Below are 24,926 nucleotides of genomic sequence, written 5' to 3'. Positions count from 1 at the left end.
GCCACGTCGCCGGGCCGTGGCGCGCTTCTCCGGAAAACCTCGCCTCACAGCCGGGCGGCGACGCAGCGGAAATGGTGGCCGATGATCGCCAGCTCGATCGCCACGCGAAACTGGCCGGGACGGCGGAACAGGGTGGCCAGGGAAAACCGGCAGTAGGCCAGGCGGCCGCGATGCCAGACGCCGAGAAGCCAGAACGATTTTATGAACGCCGACACATCTGCCCACGACAACCGCAGTCGTCCCCCTGTCGCATGGTAGGTTTTCAGGAAAATGCGGATACGCCGGTAGTAGTTACCGGGTTCGTAGAGCCGGCGCATCAGCTCGCGGTAGCCGGACTCGAGGTAGTCGCGATTGAGCCGGGGAAGGAAGTTGAGCGTGGCGTCCGTGTTGTTGCCTGTGGAACGGGCGAGAAGCCGGCCCTCGCGCTTCAGCCGCTCATAAAGCCGGGTCCGCGGCAGGGCAGTGAGCAGCCCGACCATCGCCGTCACCACGCCGGAACGCTGGATGAAATCGAACTGCTGCTTGAAGATGTCGCGGGTGTCGCTGTCGAAGCCGACGATGAAGCCGCCCATGACCTCGAGCCCGGACCGTTGCAGGACCTGGACCGCGGCGACGAGATCGCGGCCGCGGTTTTGCAGCTTGTGACACTCGTCGAGCGACGCGGCCGAGGGCGTCTCGATCCCGACAAACACCTTGCGGAAGCCGGCCGTGACCATGAGGGCAAGCAGGTCGGCGTCGTCGGCGAGGTTGATCGAGGCCTCGGTGAGGAAACCCATCTGCGGCCGCGTGCGTTCGCGCCATGCGATCATGGCGTGCAGGAGGGCGCGGGTGCGCGCCTTGTTGCCGATAAAATTGTCGTCCACCACAAACACCATGTCCTTCCAGCCGCACCGGCGCAGGGCCTCGAGTTCGGCGACGAACTGTTCGGGCGACTTGGTGCGCGGCACGCGGCCGTTCATCACGATGATGTCGCAGAATTCGCAGTCGAAGGGGCAGCCGCGGGAAAACTGCGCGGACATCGTCACGTAGTTTTTCATCCGGATCAGGTCCCAGCGCGGCACGGGCGTCCCGGCGAGGGCGGGGAAGGCGGGCGCCCGGTAGAGAGGTTGCGGCGCGCCGCGTTGCAGGTCGGCGATCACTTCAGGCATGATCATCTCGGCCTCTCCCAGCACGAAGTGCGGAATTTCCGGAAAATTCTCGTGGCCGGTGGTGAAGAGCGGTCCGCCCGCGATGATCTGCCGGTCGAGGGCGGCGCAGCGCCGGGCGATCTCCCGCACGGATTCGCCGTGCACGATCATGGCGCCGAGAAAGACGTAGTCGGCCCAGCGCAGGTCGGCGTCGTCGAGGGAGCGGACGTTGAGATCGACGAGCCGCAGTTCCCAGTCGCGCGGCAACATGGCGGCGACGGTCAGCAGGCCGAGCGGCGGAAAGGCCGCTTTTTTCGCTACGAAACGTAGCACGTGCTGGAAGCTCCAGAATGTGTCGGGTGTCTTTGGACTGACCAAAAGTATTTTCACCGTGACCGCGGTTACCTGTCCGGAGACAAGGTCGCACACTGCGTCCGATGGCGCCAGGTCAATTGCCACGCATATCTTGCGCAGGGTATAACCGGACGTGATACCTGGTGTGACGCAGCCGCGAGGCAGGGGCGGCGCTGGCGACGGTCACTCGTCAGCGCCGGTGTCGGGAAACCTGCCGCGTAGCTGCGAACGCACGTTCGCAGGGTTCGAGTACCGGAAGGCCTGCGAACGTGCGTTCGCAGCTACGGCCCTGTGGCCGCCAGATACTTCCAGGCGACGCCCCTTGCCTCCGGAACCCGATCTTCCCTCGAAGAACGGAGGACGATGCAGGTTACAGGGCGGCGAGGATTTCGTTGAAGGTCGCGCTCGGGCGGAGGGCGGCGGAGGCTTTTTGTTCGTCGGGCTGGTAGTAGCCGCCGATGTCGGCGGGCTTGCCCTGGACGGCACTCAGCTCGGCCACGATCTGTTTTTCGTTCGCGGCGAGTTTTTCCGCGATCGGGGTGAAGAGCGCCTGGAGTCCGGCGTCCTTCGTCTGCGTCGCGAGGGCCTGAGCCCAGTAGAGCGCGAGATAGAAGTGGGAACCCCGGTTGTCGATGCCGGCGCCGACCTTGCGGGCCGGGGACTTGTCGTTCTCCAGAAACTTGCCGTTGGCCTCGTCGAGAGTCCCGGCGAGGATCCTGGCCCCGGCATGGCCGGAGGTCTCGGCGACGTGCTCGAAGGAGGCGGCGAGAGCGAAAAACTCGCCGAGGCTGTCCCAGCGCAGGAAGTTTTCCTCGTTGAATTGCTGCACGTGCTTGGGCGCGGAGCCGCCGGCGCCGGTCTCGAACAGGCCGCCGCCGTTCATCAGCGGGACGATGGAGAGCATCTTGGCGCTGGTGCCGACCTCGAGGATCGGGAACAGGTCGGTGAGGTAGTCGCGGAGGACGTTGCCGGTGACGCTGATCGTATCCTGCCCGGCCTTGAGGCGCTCGAGGGTGGCCTGGGTGGCGGCGGCGGGCGGGAGGATGCGGATGTCGAGGCCGGTCGTGTCGTGGTCTTTCAGATACGTCTTGACCTTGGCGATGACTTGCGCGTCGTGGGCGCGGTTCTCGTCGAGCCAGAAGATGGCGGGGGTGGCGGAGAGGCGGGCGCGCTTGACGGCGAGTTTCACCCAGTCCTGCACGGGAGCGTCCTTGGTCTGGCAGGCGCGCCAGATGTCGCCTTCCTCCACGGCGTGTTCGAGGAGGATCTTGCCCGAGGAATCGATGACGCGGACGGTGCCGTTGGCCGGGATTTCGAAGGTCTTGTTGTGCGAGCCGTACTCTTCGGCGGCCTGGGCCATGAGGCCGACGTTGGGCACGCTGCCCATGGTGCGCGGGTCGAAGGCGCCGTGCTTTTTGCAGAAGTCGATGGTGGTCTGGTAAACACCGGCGTAGCTGCTGTCGGGGATGACCGCGAGGGTGTCCTGCGGCTTGCCGGCGGCATTCCACATCTGGCCGGAAGTGCGGATCATGGCGGGCATGGAGGCGTCCACGATGACGTCGCTGGGGACGTGGAGATTGGTGATGCCCTTGTCGGAGTTGACCATGGCGAGGGCCGGGCCGGCGGCACAGGCGGCGGCGATGTCGGCCTCGATGGCGGCTTTTTTGTCGGCGGGCAGTTTTTCGAGTTTGGCGACGAGGTCGCCGAAGCCGTTGTTCAGGTCGACGCCGAGTTCGGCGAAGGTGGCGGCGTGGGCGGCCAGGAGGTCTTTGAAAAAGACGCGGACGACGTGGCCGAAAATGATCGGGTCGGAGACCTTCATCATGGTGGCCTTGAGGTGGACGGAGAAAAGGACGCCGTCGGCCTTGGCGCGGGCGATCTGTTGTTCGATGAAGGCGACGAGGGCTTTTTTGCGGAGGACGGTGGCGTCGATGATTTCACCGGCCTTGAGCGGGGTGCTGGCCTTGAGGACTTTGGTCGAGCCGTCGGCGCCGGTGAACTCGATCTTCACGTCGGTGGCGGCGGGGACGGTCACGGACTTCTCGTTGGAGTAGAAATCGTCCCTGCCCATGGTGCCGACGGTGGTTTTCGAGTCGGGAGACCAGGCGCCCATGGAGTGCGGGTGCTTGCGGGCGTAGTCCTTGACGGCCTTGGGGGCGCGGCGATCGGAGTTGCCTTCGCGGAGGACGGGGTTGACGGCGCTGCCCTTGATGCGGTCGTAGCGGGCCTTGGCGTCCTTTTCGGCGTCGTTTTTGGGGGATTCGGGATAGTCGGGGAGCGCGTAGCCTTTGGCCTGGAGTTCGGCGATGGCGGACTTCAGTTGCGGGACGGAGGCGCTGATGTTGGGGAGCTTGATGATGTTGGCCTCGGGCTTGAGGGTGAGGGCGCCGAGCTCGGCGAGGGCGTCATGGGTCTTTTGCGAGGGCGGGAGGAGGTCGGCGAAGGCGGCGAGGATGCGGCCGGCGAGCGAGATGTCGCGGGGCTCGACGGAGATGCCGGAGTGTTTCGTAAACGCTTGGATGATCGGCAGGAGCGAATAAGTGGCGAGCGCGGGAGCTTCGTCGGTTTTGGTGTAGATGATGACAGGCGTGGATGCGTCGGGCATGGTGGTGATGTGTGATAGAAGGAAGTCTGAAACCGTAGAGCCTGCCACCTAATGTCGGTGAGGCCGCACGGTCAAAAGCATTTGCGGCATTGTCGGGGAAGAACGGCGTCGGCCCCGGATAATGAAAATGGCGGAATCCGCAATCTGTCAAAATCTGTCAAAATCTACCATTTTCTATCATCACCGGCTTTGACAGGAGGGTCTTTTGTCTGTCTGGATCGCAGGATGGATTCCCGCTGGCTACATCCGCGCAACGAACTGGTGCAGACGATGCATCGCATTTACCGCTACCGCATGACGACGACATCGGGCGGCAACCTGTCGATCATCGACCCCGACGGCAGCATCTGGATCACGCCGTCCCGGGTGGACAAGGGAAACCTGACGCCGTCCGACGTGGTGCGCATGCTGCCCGACGGCCGGCGCGAGGGGCAGCATCCGCCGTCCTCCGAATTTCCCTTCCACCGCGAGATCTACAAGCGGCGGCCCGACATCAAGGCCATCGTCCACGCGCACCCCGGCGCGCTGGTGGCGTTCAGCATTTGTCGCCAGATTCCGGATACGCGGGTGCAGACGCATGTGTTCAACGTGTGCGGCAAGATCGTCTATGCGCCCTACGCCTGCCCGGGCAGCGAGGAACTGGGGCAGAACATCGCCGAGGCATTCGGCACGGGGGCGGATTGTGTGATGCTGGAAAATCACGGCGTGGTGATCGGCGGCGCGGATTTGCAGGATGCCTTCCAGCGATTCGAGACGCTCGAGTTCGCGGCGCAGACGCTGATCAAGGCGGCTTCGCTGGGCGAGGTGCAGTTTTTGTCCGACGCGGCGCTGGTGCGCGAGACGGCGCCGGAGTGGCGCGACCTGGCGCCCGCGCCGTTGACCAACCGGGAGAAGGAGCTGCGTTCGCAGATCTGCGCGTTTGTCCGGCGTTCGTACGAGCAGCGGCTGCTGATCAGCACGGCGGGGGCGTTTTCGGCGCGGCTCGGCGAGGGCGGGGAGTTTCTGGTGACGCCGCGCCGCCGCGATCGCCTGGAGCTCGAGCCCTCGGGGCTGGTCCGGACGAAGGGTCACGCCTGCGCCGCCGGGCAGCGGCCGAGCCGCGTGGCGCATCTGCATTCGCTGATCTACGAACGGTTGCCGGAGGTCGGCGCCGTCATCAGCGCACAGCCGGCGCATGCCTCGGCGTTTTGCATGACGAGGACGCCGCTGACCACGCGGACGATTCCCGAGAGCTACATCGTGCTCAACGAGGCGCCGAAAGTGCCGTTCGCCCGGATTGTCGAGGACGCGGCGAAAATCGCGGCGCAGATGGATCTGAAAAAATGCCCCGTCATCCTGATCGAGAACGAGGGGGCGCTGGTCATCGGCCGCAACGTGCTCGACGCGTTCGACCGGCTCGAGGTGCTGGAGGCGACGTCGGAGGCGCTTTTGCTGAGCCGCCCGCTCGGGCCGCTGGCCCCGATGCCCGACGCCGCGCTGACCGAGCTGCGCAAGGCGTTCGGGATGGACTGAGTGTTTGTTCACGGATGTACCCGGCAACCGACGTGGCACGGGCTTCCGGCCCGTGTTCCGGAAGTCGGCGCTTCGCGCCGTCCACGGGCAAGGATGCCCGTGCCACGTCGGTTGCCGCCTGCGCAACTCCGGCGGTTTCAGATCGCCACGTCGCCGCGTTCCTCGGTGCGCACGCGGATGACGTCCTCGACGGGGTAGACGAAGATCTTGCCGTCGCCGATCTTGCCGGTTTTGGCCGAGGCGACGATCGTGTCGATGGCGCGGGCGGCGAGTTCGTCGGGCACGACGATCTCGATCTCGGCCTTGGGGAGAAACTCGATCACGTATTCGGTGCCGCGATACACTTCCGTGTGCCCCTTCTGGCGGCCGTAACCCTTGGTCTCGGTGACGGTCATGCCGGCGACGCCGATTTCGGTGAGGGCTTCACGCACCTGTTCGAGTTTGAAGGGTTTGATGATCGCGAGGATGAGCTTCATGTGAGCAATGGGCCTGGGCGGGCGGGGAGAAATTGGAAAATCCGGACGCTACCGGGAGTGCCCGCATGTCTGCAAGCCTGCGCCGGGGACGGTTTTTTTCATCCGGACGATGAACACCTTGCCGCAATCAATGGGCCGGCGCCGCGCAATCCCGCGCGGGAAAATCGCGCGGCATGGCCTCCGGCGGCCGCGGCTTTCGTCTCCTGATGCATTTCCTTCTCGAAACTTCCGCAGTCGCATGAAACTTTCCCGGTTCCGGTATATCCTTTCATCCAACAAAACCTGCCATATCTGCTGCGATGCCCGAGACTGCACAGCCCGCTTTTTTCGTCGATCCTGACTCCGATCCGGTGGTGATCCGGATCGAGGGCCGCGCGTCTTTCGTCAACAGCACCAGTCTCCATGATTTTTTCACCGAAGCCTTCCGCATGGGAAAGCGGCGCTTCGTGATCGATTTCCTGCGTTGTTCGACGATGGACAGCACGTTTCTGGGCGTGCTGGCCGGGGCCGCGCTGGAGGTGCGCCGGTTCGCCCCGCCGGGCAGCCTCGTCATCAGCCGGGTGGGACCGCGCAATCTGGAACTCGTGCGCAATCTCGGGCTGCACCGTCTCCTGACGGTCGATACGGGCGACAGCCTCCCGGCCGGCGCCGCGACGGCGACGACGGACAAGGCGCTGCCCTCGGGCCCGGCGCTCGACGAAGTGGAAAGCGCCCGCCATGTCCTCGCGGCGCACGAGAATCTCGTCGCGGCCGATGCCGGGAACCTCGCGAAATTCCAGGACGTCCTCACGTTCCTGAAAAACCGGATCAGCGAAGGTTAGCCTGGCGCAGAAGTGCCTCGCATAGGGTGGGCACAGGGCAGAGCGGCCTTGCGCAGGGCGGAAACCCGCGCCAGTCTTTCCCTTTTCATGTTGCGCGTCATCGGCCATCACACGCTTTCCACGGTCCGCGAACTGGGCGACCTCGCCACGTTTACGGGCAAGTCGTTCACGGCTGCCGTGGGCGCGCGCAAGCTCGGACGGCGCATTGTCCGCGCCATCTATGACCAGGGCGTCCGGTGTCTGCCGGTGATCCTGATCGTCGGGTTGTTCACGGGGCTGGTTCTCGGGTTGCAGGGTTACCATGTGCTCAGCCGCTTCGGCGCTTCCGGGATGCTGGGCACGCTCGTCTCGCTGACGCTGGTGCGCGAACTCGCGCCGGTGCTGACGGCGCTCATGCTGGTCGGCCAGGCCGGCTCCGCGCTCGCCGCCGAACTGGGCATCCAGCGCAACAGCGAGCAGATCGACGCGCTCGAAACGATGGGGGCCAACGTCCACGCCTACCTCGTGGCCCCGCGCCTGATCGCGGCGGTGATCGTGTACCCGGTGCATACGGCGTTTTTCAGCCTCATCGGCATGTTTGGCGGCTACCTTTCCGGCTCGGTGGTGCTGCCACTGGAACCGGGCGTCTACTGGGCCTCGGTGGACCGCGCGGTGCAGGGCGGCGACGTGCGCGAGTGTTTTCTCAAGGCGGCGGTCTTCGGCGTGCTGACCATCGCGATCTGCGCCTGGAACGGTTTTAACGCCCACCGCCGCCGCAACCTCACCGGAGCCCGCGCCGTCAGCGCCTCGACCACACGGGCTGTCGTCATCTCGTGCATCACGGTGCTCGCCGCCGACTACGTGATCACCTCGTTTCTCGTCTGACCCCGCTTCCCGTGACCGACGCCGCCGCCATGACCAGCCACGACCGCAACCTCAGCCAGAACCGCACCGACGACGGGACGTGCAACGCGAATACCGGCGGCGCAGCGACGTGTGCCGGCGACCTGCTGCTCGACGTGCGCAGCATTTACAAGAGTTTTGGTGACGATTACGAGCACAGCGGCCGCAACACCGTGCTCGCCGGCGCCAGCCTGGGCGTGCCGCGCGGCAGCCTCGTGACGATCCTCGGCAAGAGCGGCACCGGCAAATCCGTCTTCCTGAAGTGCCTCGCCGGCATCATCCGGCCCGACCGCGGCGAGGTCTGTTTCGACGGCAAGCCGCTCAATGCCGACGATCCCGACGCGCGCGCCGAATTTCGCCGCCGTTGCAGCTACCTTTTCCAGAGCAACGCCCTTTTCGACTCGCTGACCGCACTCGAGAACGTCGCGCTGCCGCTCGAGCAGACGACGCGGATTCCCAACCAGGAAATCCGCAAACGCTGCATGGAGGCGCTGCGCCAGCTCGAACTCGACACCAGCGCGGGAAAATATCCCGGCCAGCTTTCCGGCGGCATGCAGAAACGCCTCGCGCTCGCCCGCGCCATCGTCACGCGCCCGGAGATCGTGCTTTTCGACGAGCCCACCGCCGGCCTCGATCCGCTGCGGCGCAACAGCGTGTTCGAGATGATCACGAAGTACCGCCGCCAGTTCGGTTTCACGGCCGTGGTCGTCACGCACGACGTGCCCGAGGCGCTCGTCGCCAGCGACCGCGTGGCGCTGCTCGACAGCGGCACGATGCGTTTCCAGGGCACGCCCGCCGAATTCAGCGCCTCGCAGGACCCCGGCGTGCGCGCCTTCCGCGACAGCGCCGACGCCCTCCGCCACACGCTCGCCGCCCTCGGCGGCGGAGCTGCCTCCCTTTCCGGAACCGCCGCGTAAAACCCGAACGTCATGAAGCAAAACAAAACAGAACTGATCGTCGGAGCCTTCGTCCTCGCCGGCATCGTCGCGATCGCCTGGCTCGCCATCAAGATCGGCTCCGGCACGCTCCTCGGCAGCGGCTCCTGGCTCCTCGAGGCGCGCTTTGCCAACTCCGGCGGGATCAATCCCGGCAGCAGCGTCATCATCGCCGGCGTGCCCGTGGGGCGCGTCGAGAGCGTGCGGCTGGACGACGGGTTCAACGCCATCGTCACGCTCCGCCTGCAGGATTCGCTCAAACTCCCGACCGACACCATGGCCTCGATCAAGACCAGCGGCCTGATCGGCGACCGTTACATCGCGCTCGCGCCCGGCGGCGACGACGAGTTTTTCAAACCGGGCGAACGCATCACCGAGACCGAACCCGCCGTCGATATCGAATCGCTCATCAGCCGCTTCGCCTTCGGTTCGGTGGACAAAAAATCTCCCGAATCCGGAGAAGCGGCCACCGCCGTCCGGGAATGATCCGGACATCCCGCACTCCTTTCGCCAAACGCCGGGCAATTCGCATCGGACAACCCTTCACCGCCACCCGCCACACCATGAAACGCCACCTCGCCATCCTCCTCGCCATCCCGCTTCTGCTCGCCACGAGTGCCGCTACCGTTCGCGCCGCAACCGCAGCCGGGAGCGGCCCGCAGGAAACGCTCACCGCCGCCGTCGACCAGGTGCTGTCCGTCGCCTATGACACCGCGAGCCACCAGCCGCTGCACCAGCGGCTCCGCCCGGTGCTGGAGCAGTATTTCAATTTCGAACGCGCCACCCGCCTCGCGATCGGTCCGGGCTGGCGCAGTTTCAGCGCCGACCAGCAGAAGCGGACGATCGACCTGTTCGCCACCCTCGTCATCCGCACCTATTCGGACAAATTCGACCCGGGACCGCGTCCGGTCATCGCCTTCGGCAAGGCCGGCGAACTTTCCGAAACCCGGCGCGAGATCCCGAGCACGATCACCTTTGACGGGAAGCGTTATGCCGTGGCCTACCGCCTCGAGCAGGCAAAGGGCGAAAGCGCCTGGCGCATCTACGACGTGATCATCGAAGGCGTGAGCCTCGTGGCCAATTACCGCGCCCAGTTCGATCCCCTCTACAAAAAGGGCGGCGCCGACGAGGTCATTCGTTCCCTTGAAAAAAATCTCCAACAGCCTGTAGTGAGCGGTCAGCCATGAACGTTTCCCGATTCCCGGTCTCGTCCTTTCTTTCATTTGCCGGCGCCTGCGCGCTGGTGCTGGCGTTCGCGGTTTTCCCGGTCCGGCTCGAGGCGCAGAAGACGCCGCAGCGGCCCGATCCCGAACTCGTCAAGAAGGTCGTGGAGGAGGACGATTTTGATGAATATGCCTTGCCCGAGGTTTTCGATCCGCTGGAGCCGCTCAACCGGCTGACATTCAAGTTCAATGAAGGCGTGTACGACTACGTGTTGCGTCCGGTGTCGAAGGGTTACGAGAAGGTTGTGCCGAAGCCGGTGCGCAGCGGGCTGACCAACTTTTTCGACAACATCAAGTTTCCCGTCCGGTTCGTGGGCTGCGTGCTCCAGGGCAAGTTCAAGCGGGCGGGGAAGGAGACGGGCAAGTTTGTCGTCAATACGCTCGGCGGCCTCGGCGGCTTTATCAGGCAGTCGGACAATGTGCCCGAACTCGCGGACCTCCCGCGCGAAGACATCGGCCAGGCTTTCGGCCGCTGGGGGATCGGGGCCGGTCCGTACCTCGTGCTGCCGATCCTCGGTCCCGGTTCGGTGCGCGACACGGTGGGCCAGGTCGGCGATTCGCTGCTCAATCCCGTGGGCTGGCGCGTGACGAAAGAGGAAGTTTTCGGCGGCTGGGAAGTGCAGACGGCGGTGTACGCGACGGATATCATCAACCAGACGCCCGACTTGCTCCGCACCTTTGACGCCGCGGCCGGCAAGAACGCGATCGATCCGTACATCGCCACGCGCAACGCGTATCTCCAGTACCGCGAGGCGGCCGTGAAGCAGTAGGAGCGGCGGCATTCCTGGCCGCCGTCGCCGGTTTGGGTATGTTTGTGGCTTGTACCGGCAAAAGGGCGAGGCGCAGTGCGCCTCGTCGCAGCGGCAGGAATGCCGCCGCTCCGGTGCTGCCGCGGATCATCACACGCCGCCGGAGATGATGTTGAGGCGGATGGATTCGAGGTTTTCGCTGACCAGTTCACCCATCGACTCGCAATCGAGGTAGGCGCTGCGCTTGTAGTGCTCGGCCAGCGACTCGCGCAACTCGCGCACGTTTTCCGGCGGGGCGAGTTCGTCGCTCGACATGGCCGTGAGGAGCATGCCCAGCCGGTTGTCGCTGATCGCGGCGCGCTGGAGCATGAGCACCTGCTCCTCGCGTTCGTACTGGCGGGCGGTCTCGATCCGCAGGTGCTTGGTGCAGAAGAGGGCGAGCGCCTGGTTGTCCTTGTAGAACTGCGGACGGTAAAAATTCATCCGGCCTTCGTAGCTTTGCTGGTCGAAGTCCATGGCGCGCAGGCGAATCTGCGCGCCTTCGAAATCGGGGGTGAAAACGACCACGTAGTTGTAGCTGCGCATGTCACCGAGCAGGCGGACAAAGCAGCGTTCGTTGAATTTCACGAGTTCCTTGGCAAGGCGGATCGGGCGGATTTCGGGGCTCTCCATCCAGCGCGAGATGAACTCGTTGCCCGGGATGCCGGCGATGTGCTCCTCGACGAGCGTGTTGCCGAAAGTGAGGTAGTTCATGCGGTTGGGCGAGAGCAGGTGCTCGAGATCCAGCCCGTAGATACGCGAGGCGTCGCCTTTCTTGATGTAGAAGTGATCGGGATTGTCGTTGTAGGCATTGACGATCCGGATACGAAACGGGGCGGAGTTGCCGAAGGCGCAAAAGTCGATGCGGTCGATGTAAAGGTGCTGCATGACGGACATGTCGCCGTCGACGCGCAGGATGGCGTAAACCTGCTTCAGGTCTTCCTGCAACTGGTGCATCTCGAGGTGATCGTAGAACACGCTTTCCCAGAGCGTGTGGCGTCCGCGCGAGTCGCTGAGCGGCACGCTGTCGGAGAAGCGGCGCAGGCGTTCGTAGGTCACGGGCAGTTCGCGTTCCCGTTGCCAGCGGCGCAGGTAGGAGCGGAGTTGTTCGCTGACAGGGAAACCGGGTTTCTTCTGCTGCGTGCGGACGGGGCGTTGACCTTCGATCTCCATGAACCCGGGAAGCGTGGCAGCGCGGCGGGCGCTGGCAACGCCCGAAGCAGCGGAGGCACGGTCACCGCCGGTTGTTGTCCGTCCGCTCTTCCTGTTTTCTGGCGGGGCCGTTGCTGTCGGCGGGAGGTTGCTGGCGGGTGCGGCGGGAGGCGCGCCAGCTTTCGCGGTGTTTGCGGATCCAGTCGAGCAGGGCGCGCTCGAAACCGATGTCGTACCCGAGTCGCTCGGACTCCAGCCACTTGTGCTTCAGGATCTCTTCCCGCTCGGCCAGGAATTCCTGGTAAAGACTCGATTTCTTGACGAACTCACGGGAGGAAGAATCGGACTCCGAAGGGAAAGGACTGGCCATAGCGAGCACGACTGGAAGAGGAAGCAGGTTAGACAAGGTTGAGATTGCGACGACCCTCTTCCGTGATCATTTCCGGCCGCCATTGCGGCTCCCAGACAATCTCGACGCTGGCCTGTCGTATGCCGGGCACCTGGAGGAGCTTTTTGTGAACCTCGCCGGCAATGGCATTGGACATCGGACAACCGGTTGATGTCAGCGTCATTTTTACGGAAGCGACGGCCCCTTCGGCGGAAGGTGCCAGATCGACGGAATAAACGAGCCCCAGATCAACGATGTTGACTGGAATTTCGGGGTCCTGGCAGGTGCGGAGAGCAGAATAAACGTCTTCTTTGGTGGGCCCCATGGTGGTCGTTTAGCGAGGGAAGTTAGAGGGGCGCCGGAGAGTGTCAATGCCAGGGGGGCACGTAGTGAAATTGATCATGACAGGGCGGGATGGTATTCCTGTCGCTACGCAAGGCATCCGGGCCGCATCAGTCGGCTTCCGGCGGTTTTCCGGATTTGCGGTCGAGGAGAGCGAGCAGCGCTTCGGCGATTTCGGTGAAGGCCCGCCCGGCCGGCGAATCGGGTGCCGTCGCGGCGGCGGGCGTGCCGGCATCGCCGCCGGCGCGGATCTCGGGGAGGAGGGGAACTTCGCCGAGGAGCGCGGTGCCGAGCGCCTCGGCCGTGGCCGCACCGCCGCCTTCGCCGAAGATGGCGTGCCGCTGCCCGGCGGGATCGACGAAGCCGCTCATGTTTTCCACGACGCCGAGGAGGGGGACATTGACCTTCCGGAACATGAGGCCGCCCTTGCGCGCGATGTGGGTGGCGGCGATCTGCGGCGTGGTCACGAGCACGGCGCCGTCGAGCGGGAGTGTTTGCACAAGCGAGAGTTGCGCGTCGCCGGTGCCGGGCGGCAGATCGACGAGCAGCAGGTCGAGCTCGCCCCATTTCACGTTTTGCACGAATTGCTGGACGGTCTTCATGATCATGGGGCCGCGCCAGACGACGGGCGTGTTGTCGTCGATGAGGAAACCCATGCTCATGACTTTCACGCCGTGATTCTCGAGCGGGATGAGGAGGTTGTCGCCCTCGATCAGCGGGCGTCCCTCGATGCCGATCATGAGCGGGACGCTCGGGCCGTAGATGTCGCAATCCATCAGGCCGACGCGGCCGGGGCGTCCGCGCTGCGCGAGCAGGCGGGCGGCCGCGCAGGCGAGGTTGACGGCAAAGGTGCTTTTGCCGACGCCGCCCTTGCCGGAGGCGATGGCCACGGCGTGTTTGATGGCGGAAGCGCCACCGGCGGCGCCGGTGTTGCCCGCGAGATTGCCGCCTTGCGCGGCGGGAGGCGGTGTGCGCACGGGGGTGACGGCCACGTCGATGATCACGTCGCGCACGTCGGGGAGGGCGCGCAGGCATTTTTCGACTTCGGTCCTGATGTGGAGCGGCACTTTCGGGTCGGAGGTGGTCAGGGCGATCGAGACCTTGGCGGTGCCGTCGACGAGCGCGGCGGCGCGCACCAGGCCGAACGACACGATGTCGCGGCTGAAGCCGGGATATTTGACCTGTTTGAGATGTTCCTTGAGGGCGTCGGGTGTCACTGGGCGAAAATGGTGGATCGGCAATAAAAGTGCGAGCGTTTGACGTTGTTTGCTGGCGATTCCCTGTAAATAGAAATGCCCTTCCTTACTCAGCACTTCATGAAAGCCCTTTCCCGTTTTTTCAAAAAATTCCTCCCGATCACCGCTTTTGCCGTCGTTGCTGCCTTTGCGGCGGGCACGCTGACGGCGCAGCCGCAGCGCAACATCGTGGTGGACATCCCGTATGCGTCCGACGCGATTTCGGTGAGTGTGTCCGCGACCACGGCGGAGCTCGATAACCTGGCGAAGATCGCCTTCGATTCGCACGGGCGTTTCCGCCGGGTGGCGGCCAACCAGAGCCACGACATCCGGTTCACGCCGGTCGGGGCGAGCGAGGTGCAGGTCAGCGTGACGCGGGCGGGATCGGGCGCGGCGGTGCTTTCGCAAACGGTGTCGGGCTCGAGTCAGCGCAACGCGTTGCTCGCCGCCGCCGATCTGGCGGTCAAGGCGACGACCGGCCTCAACGGGTACTTCACGTCGCGACTCGCGTTTGTCCGGGAATCGGGAGGCAAGCACGAGATCTACACCAGCGATCTTTTTGCCGGCGAAATCCGGCAGATGACGCATGACAACTCGCTCGCCCTGACGCCGCGCTGGTCGCCGGACGGTTCGCGGATCGTCTACACCGGTTATTACCGCATGGGCTCGCCCGAGATTTTCCAGATCGACCTGCGGACGATGCAGCGCACACGCCTGGTGGGACTGCGCGGCACCAACACCGGCGCGCGTTTCAGCCCGGACGGGAGCCGGATGGCCATGGTGCTTTCCGGCGAGGGAAACCCGGAAATCTACATCGCCGATGCCCAGGCGCGGGGCATCCGCCGGATCACCCGCATGCCTTCGGTAGAAGCGTCGCCCTGTTTTTCGCCGGACGGTTCGAAGATCATCTTCGCCTCCGATGTGGCGGGGGGCCTGAAGCTCTTCACGATGCCGGTCGGCGGAGGCTCGGCCTCGCGGGTGCCGACGGCCATCAGCGGTTATTGCGCCGAGCCCGACTGGAGCACGGCCGATCCAAACAAGATCGCTTTCACCGTGGCGCAGAACCGGGGTTTTCAGGTGGCGGTGTTCGATCTGAAGACGGGCCAGGCGAAGGTCGTCTCGCGTGCGCCGATGGATGCGATCGAGCCGTCGTGGTTGCCGGACGGGCGGCATCTGGTGTACACCCAGCGTTCGGCCAACCAGCGCGAGCTTCGCATTCTCGACACGGAAACCGGGCGGTCCACGCGGGTGTCGTTGCCCGCCCTCGGCCAGTGCTCGCAGGCGAGCGTGTGGCGGCCGTGACGCTTCGGAAAAGCTGAAATGCTGAAAACTGAAAAGCTGAAAAACAGAGCTTCGGCAATGAGAGCGCGTCCTCGCCGCCGCCGGTTTTGTTTCAGTGTTTCAGCTTTCAGCATTTCAGCTTTTCATCCGGCTCATCGCCACCGCCCGCCGATGTCCGCGGCTCCGGTGACGGGGCGCAGGTACAGGTAACCGTCGACCGCGAGGTCCGCATGCGGAGGGGCGAGCGGGACGGGCACGCGGGCATAGAGGGCTTCGGCCACCCCTTCGAAGGCATCGAGCGCGGCGAGTCCGGCCGCATCCACTTCCCATATCTCGCCTTCGACGGAGAGCGGGTTGACCGGGTCCTCGACCATGCCGGGATAATCGCCGAGGTTGTAGAGCCGGTAGCGGGCCAGCGTGCGGGCGCGGGTCACGAAACGATGGCCGGCCATCAGGCGGTGGTTCGATTCGCCGCGCATGAGGGTGCCGTAAACGAAGAGGCGGTGGACGTGCCGGTGACGAGGGAGAGTCATGGTGCCGTTTACCGGTGAGCCGGAATCGTGCCATCCGGGCGTGTCTGTGCGCAGTCTCCCGGCGCCGCCGTTGCGGATCTCGATTTCGTCCGACCCTTCACCGCACGGTGCGGAGCTGGATGCTGTCCACGAGACGATCGTGCGAGAGGATGTCGGTGACGACGATCAGCTTGTCGCCGGGGCGCACGCAGCCGCGCGTCGTGAGGAGTTTGATCGCGTTGTCGATCGTCTCGTTGGGATCGCTTTCCAGCGCGAGCATGAAGGGCTCCACGCCGCGCATGAGGCGCATGTGGCGGAAGGTTTCCGGCGAGTTGGTCATCGCGTAAATCGGCGCGCGCGCCGGGCGCATCGCGGCAAGGCCCGCCGCCATGTAACCGCGGCGCGTGAAGGTGAGGATCGCCGTCGGGCTGTCGAGAAACTCGTGGGCGAGGTGGGCGGCGGATTGCACGAGGCGCATCTTGTCGCCCTCGACGCTGACGGGATCAAGCAGGTCGAAGGGGCCTTCGGATTCGATGCGGCGGGCGATCTTGTCGAGAATCTCCACGCATTCGACAGGATAGCGGCCGATGGTCGTCTCGCCGGAGAGCATCACGCAATCAGCTTTTTCGTAGATGGCGTTGGCCACGTCGGTGATCTCGGCGCGGGTGGGCATCGGCGAGCTGATCATCGATTCGAGCATGTGCGTGGCGATGACGACGGGTTTGCCGTAGTCGAAACACATGCGCACGGCGCGGCGCTGGATGACGGGCAGCTCCTCGAACGGGCATTCGATGCCGAGGTCGCCGCGCGCCACCATCAGCGAGTCGGTGGCGCGGACGATTTCCTCCAGGTTGACGATCGCGGACTGGTCCTCGATCTTGGCGATGATGCGCGCGCCGGAGCGGTGGGCGTGGAGAAACTCGCGCAGCAACTCGATGTCGGCGGCCTCGCGGGCGAAAGAGAGCGCGACGAAGTCGAGACCTTCCGCGATGCCGACGAGAAGGTCGGCCTTGTCCTTTTCGGTGAGCGAGGGGAGGTTGACCTTGACGCCGGGGAGGTTGATGTGGCGGCGGGATTTCAGCTCGCCGGGAATGAGCACGCGGCAGCGGATGCGGTTGTACTGTTTTTCGAGGACTTCGAGGCGGATGAGGCCGTTGTCGACGAGCACGGTGTCGCCCACGCGCACGTCGTTGACGAGGTCCTTGTAATTGATGTCCACCGAGCGGATTTCTTCGGAGTCGGCGTGGGTGGCGCCGGGGCGGATGGTGAAATCGAAGATCTCGCCGGCCTTGAGCTCGATGGGGGCGGAGACGTCGCCAGTGCGGATCTCGGGACCCTTGATGTCCATCATGATCGCAATGTCACGACCGACGCGCGCCGACACGGCGCGGATGCGGCGGATGATGGAGCGGGTCCACTCGTGGTTGGCGTGGGCCATGTTGAGGCGGGCGACATCGGCGCCGGCAAGAATGAGCTTTTCGAGCATCGGCTCGGACTCGGTGGCGGGACCGAGCGTGAAAACGATCTTGGTGCGGCGGATGGGCGTGTCGTGCGGACGTAGCATAAAAAGGTGTGCGAGGCCGATGGCCTGGATGACTGGAATGTGGCGGAACGGGAAAACCTGGTCACGAGCAGGCAGGATGCCAGCGCGAAGGCGAAAATAGGGAGCGGCGGCATTCCTGCCGCTGCATTTTTCGGACGGAGTACGCGAAAACCGGAAGGCCTGGCGCGGTGTGGAATACCCTCGTCAGGTCTTCGGCCCGCGGGGCGAGGCGCCATTGCGCCTCGTCGCAGCGGCAGGAATGCCGCCGCTCCGTCACGGATTCCGTCACCGCAATTCGACGAGAGCGGTGCCCCCGCCCGGCGGGACGATGGCGAACTGGCAGGTGAGCCGGGCGCGCAGCGTGGCGAAGGTCTGCTCGACGGCGTCGAGTGTGTTGCAATCGCGGCTGAGATGTGTGAGCACGATGTGTTGCCAGCGCGGGCTCGCGACGCTCGCGAGCAATTCACAGGCGAGCTCGTTGGACAGGTGTCCGTGCCGGCCGGCAATGCGTTGCTTGGTGGACCAGGGGCGGCGATGGTCGGCTTCGAGGAGGCGCGGACAATGATTGGATTCCATGACGACGGCGTCGGCTTCGCGGATACGCTCGCGGATATGGTCGGGCGCGTGGCCCATGTCGCTGAGCCAGGCGATGCGGCGGGGAGACGAAAACAGGTCGCCCTCGCGGCCTTGTCCGTGGGTAAACGTATAGCCGACGGGTTCCTGGGCATCGTGCGGGATGTGGAAACTTTCGATTTCCAGATCGCGAAAGGTGAAGCGGGCGCCGGTTTCGAAGATGCGCCAGCGCGGGCGGTACTCGAGTTTGTTTTGTACGGCGCGGGCGGTGCCGGCGTTGGCGAAGAGTTCGATGTGCGGATAACGTTTCAGGCCCTCGATGCCGGCGACGTGGTCGCTGTGTTCGTGGGTGATGAAGACCGCGTCGATTTGCGAGAGGTCGGCGCCGGCTTCGCGGATGAGCTGGTTCAGGCGGCGGGCGGAGAAACCGGCGTCGACCAGGATGCGGGCATGGTCGGTGAGGAGCAGGGCGCAATTGCCCGCACTGCCGCTGCCGAGAATCTGGAATCGCATGCCCATGGATGGATTGGCGGACTGGATCGTCTGAAAAAATCTGAAAAAGAGTCCGGGTGGTTGAACGGGGTTTGAACTCCCGCGGGCGGGCGGGTGCAAGGGGGAAGTGCGGCGCGAGGCATGAAAAACAGGGAACGCCTGGCCGGGAGAGGGAAACGGAAGGGCCGGCGATTCAGCGCATCGTGCCTGTCACGGCCGATTTTCCGGGGGCTTCCGGATCGAGCGTGAGGCTGGTCGCTGGGTCGAGTTGCACGACGATGCGGTGATCGGCGGAGATGCGGATCGAGGCGCCGGGGAGGGCGGCGGGCGAAAAAAGCCAGACGTTGACCAGAGGTGCGCGGATCGCCTGGTCGAGTTGTGTGCAGGAAGCCGGTTCGAGCATGTTGAACCGCGGGCTGTACCAGCCTTGGGGCGAGGGGCGCGAGCGGGCGGTGATCTGTTGCCGGTCGGCAGGCACGGGCTGGCTGGCGGCATGCCGGACATGGAGCGTCGCGGAGGAGCGGGAGACGATCAGCGAATCGGGCTGGCCGGGGACGGGCTCCACCGTGCATTCGGGCGACCAGTGCCAGAGCGTGGTGAGCGTGGCGGGGGAAAACGTGATGACGCGGTCGACGACGATCCATGCGCGGCCGGGCACATGCGCGACGAGGCGTCGCCAGTCGGCGGCGCGCGGATTGGCCGCGAAAGCCGGGCGGGAGGCGGAGGCAAACGTGGTGTCGCCCCAGGCGATTTCGACGGCGGGGGCGGCTGATGCCGCCGGTTCGGGGTTCAGGGTTTCGGGTTTGGGGTTGCCGGCAGGGGAGGGGAAGCGGCTGTCTGAACCTTGAACCCTGAACCCTGAACCTTGAACTCCCGCCGCATCAGCGGCGGCGGTGACGGCGCGCGGTCCCTGATCCGGACCGAGTCCGTCAAGGAGCAGGACATTGTGACCGGAAGGCCCGGCGAAGTAGTCGCGAAACGCGCCGGGGGTGTAGGTGTAACGGCCGTTATCGACGAGGAAGTCGCTGGCACCGACCGAGAGCGAGACGTGCAGGAAGTCGGCATGATCGTGATCGGTGCCGCGAGGACCGGTGTCGAAAAAGGCGTAAAGCAGCGGCGGCGGCGTGGCCGCCGCCGGTTTCGGGTTCCGGGTTCGGGGTTTGGCGTTATTGGCGGCGGCAGCGTTGGCGGAACCCTGAACTCCGAACCCTGAACCCCGAACTCCCGCCGCGTCAGCCGCGGCGGCGGCACGGCTGCGGAAAATCACCTGGCCCGCCCACGGCAGCCGGACGGTTTGTTCCGGGATGCGGATATGGGGAGCGTATTGGCGCAGGAGGGCGGCGACGGATTCGGTGTCGGAGTCGTTGTTGAGCGGATTGGTGCCATCGGGCTTCATGATGGCGGCGAAATAGTCCCAGAGGCGATGGACGCGAGGCTCCCATTCGCGGACGGCCTCCTCCTGGCCGGAGGCGCGGAGGAGATCGAGGAGTTCCTGGTAGTTGAGCGCGACGACCCGCTGGTAGTGGGAAGAGAGTTCCTTGTGCGCGCCGTCGGGGTAAACCTGGTCCTCGTAAGCGCGGGCGAGCCGGTCGAGGGCGTAGCTGCGCCAGCCGGCGGCGTCGGGCAGGTCGGAAAAGGTGAGGCCGAGCCGCGTGAGCGCGAGCATCTCGGTGATGAGATGGTTGCCGGAAAAGGCGTGGTGATTGCGCAGGTGGAGCGCGTGATCGCGAATGCTGGCGACGAAGCGGGCGCGGCGCTCCGGGGGGAAGGCGGCGGGATCGTCGCGGAGCGCAGCATAGATGGGTATCCAGCTTTCCATGACGCGGCGGGCGGCCTCGAGCGGCCGCCACGCGGCGGAAAAGGTGATGCCGGAGGGCGCGGGATGCTGCGCGATCCAGTCATCCAGCGTGACGAGGATCCGGTCGCGGTAGCGGACGTCACCGGTCTGCTGATACGCGGCGAGCAGGTCGGTGAACACGAGGTGCCGGTTGAAGAACCAGGCCCATTCGGGATCGTTGCGGGGGCCGCGCCAGTCCCAGTCGAATCCCCCGTCGGGCCGGCGCGGCTGGACGGCGGTGACTCCCTGGAGGGTGAAGGTGTCGCGAAGCGCGGCGTCGGCCGTGGCCATGTCGGCGGCGGCGGAGAGAAGACAGAGGCCGGAAGCCAGAGGCCAGAGGACAGAGGCCAGAATACAGATGCCGGATGGCCGAAAAAGAGCATGAAGCGGCGAAATTTTTGCTCCCGGGTTCCGTTCTCCGGCTTCTGGCTTCCGGCCTCTGTCCTCTGGCCTCTGTCCTCTGGCTTCTGTTCTATTCACCGGAGAGCCAGCGGGAGAGGGGGCGGGCGAGGAACAGCACAAGCAGCGAGAGCGCGAGGCCGAGGACGGGGCGCAGGAGTTGCTGCTTCCAGTAATAGGAGGCGTACGCGGGATTGAAGGTGTCGTAGCTCTGCGCGAGGTTGGCGAGCAGCGCCCAGAGTGAGACAAGAAGCCCGGTGAAGGCGAGGAGACGGAGAGCGAGGAGGGCGTGGGGGCGCATGGGCGGGTTGCGGCAGAAGGGTTACGCTCCGCGGTCGATGAGACCGTCCTTCATGTGGAAGATGTGGTCGCAGCGGGAGGCCAGTTCGGGGTTGTGGCTGACCATGACGAGCGCGTTGCCTCGCGTGTGGGTGAGTTCGGCGAGCAGGTCAAAAACCTTGCCGGCGTTTTGCTGGTCGAGGTTTCCCGTGGGTTCGTCGGCGAGGAGGAGAACGGGGTCGTTGGCGAGGGCGCGGGCGATGGCGACTCGCTGCTGTTCGCCACCGGAGAGCTGGTTGCCGAGCCGCGCGGTCTTGTCGGCGAGGCCGACGCGCGCGAGGAGGCCGGCGGCCTTGTCGCGCATGGTACGCTCGTCGAGCCGGCCCAGCTTGCGCATGGGAAGCATGACGTTTTCCAGCGCGCTGAATTCCTTCAGCAGGAAGTGAAACTGGAAGACGAATCCCATGTGCTCGTTGCGCAGGGCGGTGCGTTCGGCGTCGGTGAGTCCGCTGGTGAGGCGTCCGTTCACGACGATCGTGCCTTCGTCCGGCAGGTCGAGAAGGCCGAGGAGATAGAGCAGCGTGCTCTTGCCGGAACCGGAATGCCCGGAAATCGCGCAGGTGCGGCCGGGTTCGATGGCAAGGCTGACGCCGCGCAGCGCATGGGCGCGCGCTTCGCCTTCACCCAGGGTGCGGTGGAGATTTTCAGCGGTCAGGATGGGCATGGTGCAGTTAATTGATTTCAGTCGCCCGAGCCGCGGATGACGGTGCCGGGTTCGAGGCGGGCGGCGCGGCGGGCGGGGAAATAGCTGGCAACGAGCACGACAACGGCGGCGATGAGGCTGGCCCAGACGTAGTGCCAGGCGTCCCAGACCACGACGAGGTGATCGCTCGCGAAGATGCCGCGGATGTTGACGGGGATCCGGGAAACTCCCCAGGTGCCGGCGGCGGCGGCGATCCAGCCGAGCACGAGGCCGAGAGCGAGGACGATGCTGCCCTGGAGCATGAAGATCTGCGTGATGTCGCCACGCGTGTAGCCCATCGAGCGCAAGATCGCGATCTCGCGGGTCTTGTCGATGACGATCATCACGAGCGTGTTGAACATGCCGATGCCGGAAATGAGGATGATGGTGGAGATGGTCAGCGCCGACGAGAGGCGGAGGACGTTGAACACCTGGAGCCAGGTTTTTTCACGTTCCTGCCAGGGCATGACGGCGTGGGAGAGGACGTTCTCCATGCGGGCGGCGAGGTAGGGGGCGCGGTCGGGGTCGTCGAGATTCACCTGGATGAAGGAGGCTCCGTTGGTCCGGTTGAGCAGGCTGCGCGAGGCGGAGAGGTGCAGGTAAACGCGTTCGCGGTCCACCTGGTCGATGCCTGTCTCGAAAATGGCGGAGATGCGGAAACGCATGCGGGTGTGCGCGCTCTCGAGGAGGATGGCATCGCCGGAGTGGAGGTTGAGTCTTTGGGCGATGCGGGCGCCGAGGAGGAGCCCGTAGGGGTTGTCGGCAAAGGTCTGGAGGGAGCCGTCGACGATCTGGCTTTCGATGTCGGAGACGCCGACGTAGGACGCCAGTTCGATGCCGTAGGGCTTGCAGTCGTATTCGCGGAAATTGGCTTTCAGGGTGGCGTTGCCGCGGATGACCGGAGAGGCGGCGGTGATGCCGGGGAAGTGGGTCAACGACTCGAGAATGCGCGAGGGGTACTGGATGCCGGGGATGTATTTCACGCTGCCTTCGACGGTGACGGTGAAGGTGCTGTCGGGGTCGGCGTCGAGCGTGCGCAGGGTGGACTGGGCGCGGTCCTCGACGCGCACCATGCCGTTCACGCCGAGGATGGTTTTGATGAAGTAGGATTCAAAACCGGCGGTCTGCGCCTGCGTGAGGATGAAAAACGCCACGCCGAAAATGATGCCGGCGAGGCTCATCAGCATGGCGCGCTTGCGGGAGCCGAGGAAGCGAAGGGCGATGTTGAGATTGGTGGTCACGCGGGAGGGAGGAAAATGGAGGAAGGGCGGATTATAGTCGAAGGCGCGGGCGAGACAAGGAAGAGGATGGGGAGGAAGGCCGGGCGGCGGGATCAGCGGGTGAGCAGCGCGTGGACATGCCGCCAGAGGGCATCGGCGCGGGCCGCGGCGAGGGAGCGGGCGCGGGCGACTTCGGCCTCGCGGGCGGCGCGGTTCTTTTCCGCAATGCGGGCGAGATCGTCGAGGTTGTAGACGAAGACGTTTTCGAGGCCGGCGACGGCGGGTTCCACGTCGCGGGGCAGGGCGAGATCGATGAAGAAGAGCGGCTGCGCGGGGCGTGTGCGCATGGCGGCGGCGACGGCTCCGGCCGTGACGACGGCATCGGGCGCGGAGGTCGAGCACACGGCGATGTCGAACTGGCCGAGATGATGCGTGAAGTGCTCGAACGGCATGGCGGTGGCATCGAGCGTGGATGCGAGCTCCATGGCGCGTTCGAGGGTGCGGCTGCAAACGGTGAGCGAGGCGGCGCCGCGGCTCTGGAAGGCTTTGGCGGTCTTTTCCCCGATATCGCCTGCGCCGAGCAGGAGCACGCGGGAGGCGGAGAGTTTCCCGAAAATGTTCTGGGCGAGTTCGACCGCGACATTGGCGACGCTCACCTGGCCTTCGGTGATGGCAGTGCTGGAGCGCACGTGCTTGGCGGCCTGAAAGGTTTTTTGAAAGACCCGGTTGAGCACGGGGCCGGTGGAACCGGCGATTTGCGCGGCGGCGTAGGCGGTTTTCACCTGGCCGAAAATCTCGTTTTCCCCGAGCATCTGCGACTCGAGTCCGCTGGCGACCTCGATCAGGTGGCGGAGGGCGTCGGGACCGCGGGAGAGATCGCGGATGGCCGCGAATTCCTCGCGCGGGAGGTTCCGGAGTTCACAGAAGGTGGTTTCCAGCGCGTCGATGGCGGCGGGGGAGGCCACGCCATAGAACTCGATCCGGTTGCAGGTGTTGAGGATGACGGGCCCGGAGAGGCCGGGCGTGCGCGTGGCGAGGGCGAGCCGGAGGGTTTCCTGCGCGGAGGCATCGAGCGCAAGGCGTTCGCGCAGGTCGAGCGGGGCGCGCCGGTGGCTGGCTCCGAGATGGAAAAGCTGGACGTCGCCGCGGGAGTCGCCGGCGGTTGGGCCGGGGTTGCTCATCGTCGGGCGGCGGCCTCCTGGGTGCGAAGCGGGATTTCGTTCTCCCGGTTTACCTGGGCGCCCGCCGGTTGCCGGCTGGTATCGACCAGCCAGAGCGTGGCGAGCGCGCAGAGATAAAGGAGGATGCAGGCCCACGAGAATTTCCGGGCGATGAGCCGTCCGCGTATCCGGAAGATCATGACGAGGGTGTAAACCGCCCATACGCTGACGGTGCCCAGGATCTTGAACGCCTTGACGCTGTCCGGATCGCGCACCCAGTAAACCGCGCCGACTGCGAGCGAGGCGGCCAGGAGCAGGACGCCCGCCACGAGCAGCCGCAGGCTGATATGGTCGAGCGCGGTGATCGGCGGCAGGAAGGCGAAGGCGCCGCCGAGGCGTTTGTGCTTCAGGCTGTAGTTGCGGAGCAGGTTCATCAGCGAAGTCAGGGCGAGCAGTGCGAACACCCCGTAGCTGAACAGGGCGAGTGCGGCGTGAAACTCGATCCACGGGTTGCCGCCGAAAATGCCCACGCGCCGCTCCGCATCCCAGGCGGGAATGGCGAGCGACGTGAGGGTGAGCGTCGCCATCAGCATGGAGGAAAAGTAGCCGAGCAGGCTGAGGCGGAAGGTCGCGCCGATCACGAGATAAAGCGAGGCGGCGGACCAGGCGGTGAACTGGTAGATTTCGAATGTGTTGCCCAGCGGGCAGCCATGGACGGCGAGGCCGCGGAGGTAGAGGCCGAAGGTTTGCACGGTCCAGGCGGCCGAAAGGATCACATACATGAACGCCCGCGAGTGACGGCGCTCGCGGAGGAGCGAGATGGTGCCCAGCAGGAAGCCCGCGAAGTAGAGCGCGGCGGCGAGCCAGAGCCAGGTGCGGTCGGTGAATAGCGACATGAGCGAAACCCGACACCTTGTGGGGTTCCGGGTTTTCGCGCAAGCAGCAGGTGAGGGGAGGCGCAACCGGGTTCTTTTTTGACCACGGATTGCCTGGGGCGACTCAGCCGCAACCGAAGGCAGAGAAAGAATGGCCACGAAAAACACGAAAA

The 24,926-nt window shown here is 65.2% G+C and carries 25 protein-coding genes; 9 read left to right on the top strand and 16 right to left on the bottom strand.

Going from position 1 to position 24,926, the window contains the following annotated elements; genetic code table 11:
* Window positions 1-44: 44 nt before the first annotated feature.
* Both OPIT5_28955 and OPIT5_28950 read right to left on the bottom strand, forming a co-directional pair.
* Window positions 45-1,517 carry a methyltransferase gene (locus OPIT5_28955; GenBank protein AHF93626.1) on the bottom strand — a complete coding sequence of 491 codons (1,473 nt, stop codon included), beginning with the start codon at window positions 1,515-1,517 and terminating at the stop codon, window positions 45-47.
* A gap of 334 nt (window positions 1,518-1,851) precedes the next feature.
* Window positions 1,852-4,086, bottom strand: coding sequence for an isocitrate dehydrogenase (locus tag OPIT5_28950; GenBank protein ID AHF93625.1), 2,235 nt, complete (start codon window positions 4,084-4,086; stop codon window positions 1,852-1,854).
* Between the two features lie 225 nt (window positions 4,087-4,311).
* On the opposite strand from OPIT5_28950, the gene OPIT5_28945 reads away from it, so the two are divergent.
* Window positions 4,312-5,598 carry a fructose-bisphosphate aldolase gene (locus tag OPIT5_28945; protein ID AHF93624.1) on the top strand — a complete coding sequence of 429 codons (1,287 nt, stop codon included), beginning with the start codon at window positions 4,312-4,314 and terminating at the stop codon, window positions 5,596-5,598.
* 137 nt (window positions 5,599-5,735) lie between these two features.
* Here the strand turns inward: OPIT5_28945 and OPIT5_28940 are convergent, their stop codons facing one another.
* Window positions 5,736-6,074, bottom strand: coding sequence for a nitrogen regulatory protein P-II 1 (locus OPIT5_28940; protein AHF93623.1), 339 nt, complete (start codon window positions 6,072-6,074; stop codon window positions 5,736-5,738).
* Window positions 6,075-6,131: 57 nt separating this feature from the next.
* On the opposite strand from OPIT5_28940, the gene OPIT5_28935 reads away from it, so the two are divergent.
* The 7 genes from OPIT5_28935 (at window position 6,132) to OPIT5_28905 (ending at window position 10,705) form a co-directional block, all read left to right on the top strand.
* Window positions 6,132-6,281 (top strand): hypothetical protein, encoded by a 150-nt coding sequence (locus OPIT5_28935; GenBank protein AHF94868.1) that lies wholly within the window; start codon window positions 6,132-6,134, stop codon window positions 6,279-6,281.
* Window positions 6,282-6,373: 92 nt separating this feature from the next.
* Window positions 6,374-6,895 carry an anti-sigma factor antagonist gene (locus OPIT5_28930; protein ID AHF93622.1) on the top strand — a complete coding sequence of 174 codons (522 nt, stop codon included), beginning with the start codon at window positions 6,374-6,376 and terminating at the stop codon, window positions 6,893-6,895.
* Between the two features lie 87 nt (window positions 6,896-6,982).
* Window positions 6,983-7,759 carry an ABC transporter permease gene (locus tag OPIT5_28925; GenBank protein AHF93621.1) on the top strand — a complete coding sequence of 259 codons (777 nt, stop codon included), beginning with the start codon at window positions 6,983-6,985 and terminating at the stop codon, window positions 7,757-7,759.
* Window positions 7,760-7,884: 125 nt separating this feature from the next.
* On the top strand, window positions 7,885-8,694 hold the full coding sequence (locus OPIT5_28920; protein ID AHF93620.1) for an organic solvent ABC transporter ATP-binding protein: 810 nt from the start codon (window positions 7,885-7,887) through the stop codon (window positions 8,692-8,694).
* 12 nt (window positions 8,695-8,706) lie between these two features.
* The gene (locus OPIT5_28915) at window positions 8,707-9,198 is read left to right on the top strand and encodes an ABC transporter substrate-binding protein (protein AHF93619.1); all 492 of its coding nucleotides are present in this window, start codon (window positions 8,707-8,709) and stop codon (window positions 9,196-9,198) included.
* Window positions 9,195-9,899, top strand: a complete 705-nt coding sequence (locus tag OPIT5_28910; GenBank protein ID AHF93618.1) for an organic solvent ABC transporter — start codon at window positions 9,195-9,197, stop codon at window positions 9,897-9,899. Before OPIT5_28915 ends, OPIT5_28910 begins: the two co-directional genes overlap by 4 nt.
* Window positions 9,896-10,705: a VacJ family lipoprotein gene (locus OPIT5_28905; GenBank protein ID AHF93617.1), complete on the top strand. Its 810-nt coding sequence runs from the start codon at window positions 9,896-9,898 to the stop codon at window positions 10,703-10,705. Before OPIT5_28910 ends, OPIT5_28905 begins: the two co-directional genes overlap by 4 nt.
* A gap of 129 nt (window positions 10,706-10,834) precedes the next feature.
* On the opposite strand, the gene OPIT5_28900 is transcribed toward OPIT5_28905, so the two are convergent.
* From OPIT5_28900 to OPIT5_28885, 4 genes are all read right to left on the bottom strand, one after another.
* Window positions 10,835-11,896 carry a hypothetical protein gene (locus tag OPIT5_28900; protein AHF93616.1) on the bottom strand — a complete coding sequence of 354 codons (1,062 nt, stop codon included), beginning with the start codon at window positions 11,894-11,896 and terminating at the stop codon, window positions 10,835-10,837.
* 61 nt (window positions 11,897-11,957) lie between these two features.
* Window positions 11,958-12,245: a hypothetical protein gene (locus OPIT5_28895; protein AHF93615.1), complete on the bottom strand. Its 288-nt coding sequence runs from the start codon at window positions 12,243-12,245 to the stop codon at window positions 11,958-11,960.
* A gap of 28 nt (window positions 12,246-12,273) precedes the next feature.
* Entirely contained in the window at window positions 12,274-12,588 is a 315-nt protein-coding gene (locus OPIT5_28890; GenBank protein ID AHF93614.1) for an aromatic ring hydroxylating enzyme, read from the bottom strand.
* A gap of 127 nt (window positions 12,589-12,715) precedes the next feature.
* Window positions 12,716-13,822, bottom strand: a complete 1,107-nt coding sequence (locus tag OPIT5_28885) for a hypothetical protein (GenBank protein AHF93613.1) — start codon at window positions 13,820-13,822, stop codon at window positions 12,716-12,718.
* 99 nt (window positions 13,823-13,921) lie between these two features.
* Here OPIT5_28885 and OPIT5_28880 point away from each other — a divergent pair, with 99 nt between their 5' ends.
* Window positions 13,922-15,142, top strand: coding sequence for a biopolymer transporter Tol (locus OPIT5_28880; GenBank protein ID AHF93612.1), 1,221 nt, complete (start codon window positions 13,922-13,924; stop codon window positions 15,140-15,142).
* 131 nt (window positions 15,143-15,273) lie between these two features.
* On the opposite strand, the gene OPIT5_28875 is transcribed toward OPIT5_28880, so the two are convergent.
* The 9 genes from OPIT5_28875 to OPIT5_28835 form a co-directional block, all read right to left on the bottom strand.
* Window positions 15,274-15,654, bottom strand: a complete 381-nt coding sequence (locus tag OPIT5_28875; GenBank protein ID AHF93611.1) for a gamma-glutamyl cyclotransferase — start codon at window positions 15,652-15,654, stop codon at window positions 15,274-15,276.
* 97 nt (window positions 15,655-15,751) lie between these two features.
* Window positions 15,752-17,197 (bottom strand): pyruvate kinase, encoded by a 1,446-nt coding sequence (locus tag OPIT5_28870; protein ID AHF93610.1) that lies wholly within the window; start codon window positions 17,195-17,197, stop codon window positions 15,752-15,754.
* Between the two features lie 264 nt (window positions 17,198-17,461).
* Entirely contained in the window at window positions 17,462-18,268 is an 807-nt protein-coding gene (locus OPIT5_28865) for a beta-lactamase (protein ID AHF93609.1), read from the bottom strand.
* A gap of 166 nt (window positions 18,269-18,434) precedes the next feature.
* Window positions 18,435-20,369, bottom strand: coding sequence for a heparinase (locus OPIT5_28860; GenBank protein ID AHF93608.1), 1,935 nt, complete (start codon window positions 20,367-20,369; stop codon window positions 18,435-18,437).
* 181 nt (window positions 20,370-20,550) lie between these two features.
* The gene (locus OPIT5_28855) at window positions 20,551-20,778 is read right to left on the bottom strand and encodes a hypothetical protein (GenBank protein ID AHF93607.1); all 228 of its coding nucleotides are present in this window, start codon (window positions 20,776-20,778) and stop codon (window positions 20,551-20,553) included.
* A 21-nt stretch (window positions 20,779-20,799) separates the two neighbouring features.
* Entirely contained in the window at window positions 20,800-21,480 is a 681-nt protein-coding gene (locus OPIT5_28850) for an ATP-binding protein (protein ID AHF93606.1), read from the bottom strand.
* Between the two features lie 17 nt (window positions 21,481-21,497).
* On the bottom strand, window positions 21,498-22,739 hold the full coding sequence (locus OPIT5_28845) for an ABC transporter permease (protein AHF93605.1): 1,242 nt from the start codon (window positions 22,737-22,739) through the stop codon (window positions 21,498-21,500).
* A 92-nt stretch (window positions 22,740-22,831) separates the two neighbouring features.
* Window positions 22,832-23,899 carry a glutamyl-tRNA reductase gene (locus tag OPIT5_28840; GenBank protein ID AHF93604.1) on the bottom strand — a complete coding sequence of 356 codons (1,068 nt, stop codon included), beginning with the start codon at window positions 23,897-23,899 and terminating at the stop codon, window positions 22,832-22,834.
* Window positions 23,896-24,774: a cytochrome C biogenesis protein gene (locus OPIT5_28835; protein AHF93603.1), complete on the bottom strand. Its 879-nt coding sequence runs from the start codon at window positions 24,772-24,774 to the stop codon at window positions 23,896-23,898. Before OPIT5_28835 ends, OPIT5_28840 begins: the two co-directional genes overlap by 4 nt.
* Window positions 24,775-24,926: the final 152 nt, after the last annotated feature.

This window comes from Opitutaceae bacterium TAV5, from assembly GCA_000242935.3.
GTDB lineage: Bacteria > Verrucomicrobiota > Verrucomicrobiia > Opitutales > Opitutaceae > Geminisphaera.
The sequence above is the reverse complement of the archived record's forward strand: the minus strand, read 5'-3'. Positions and strand labels throughout refer to the sequence as shown.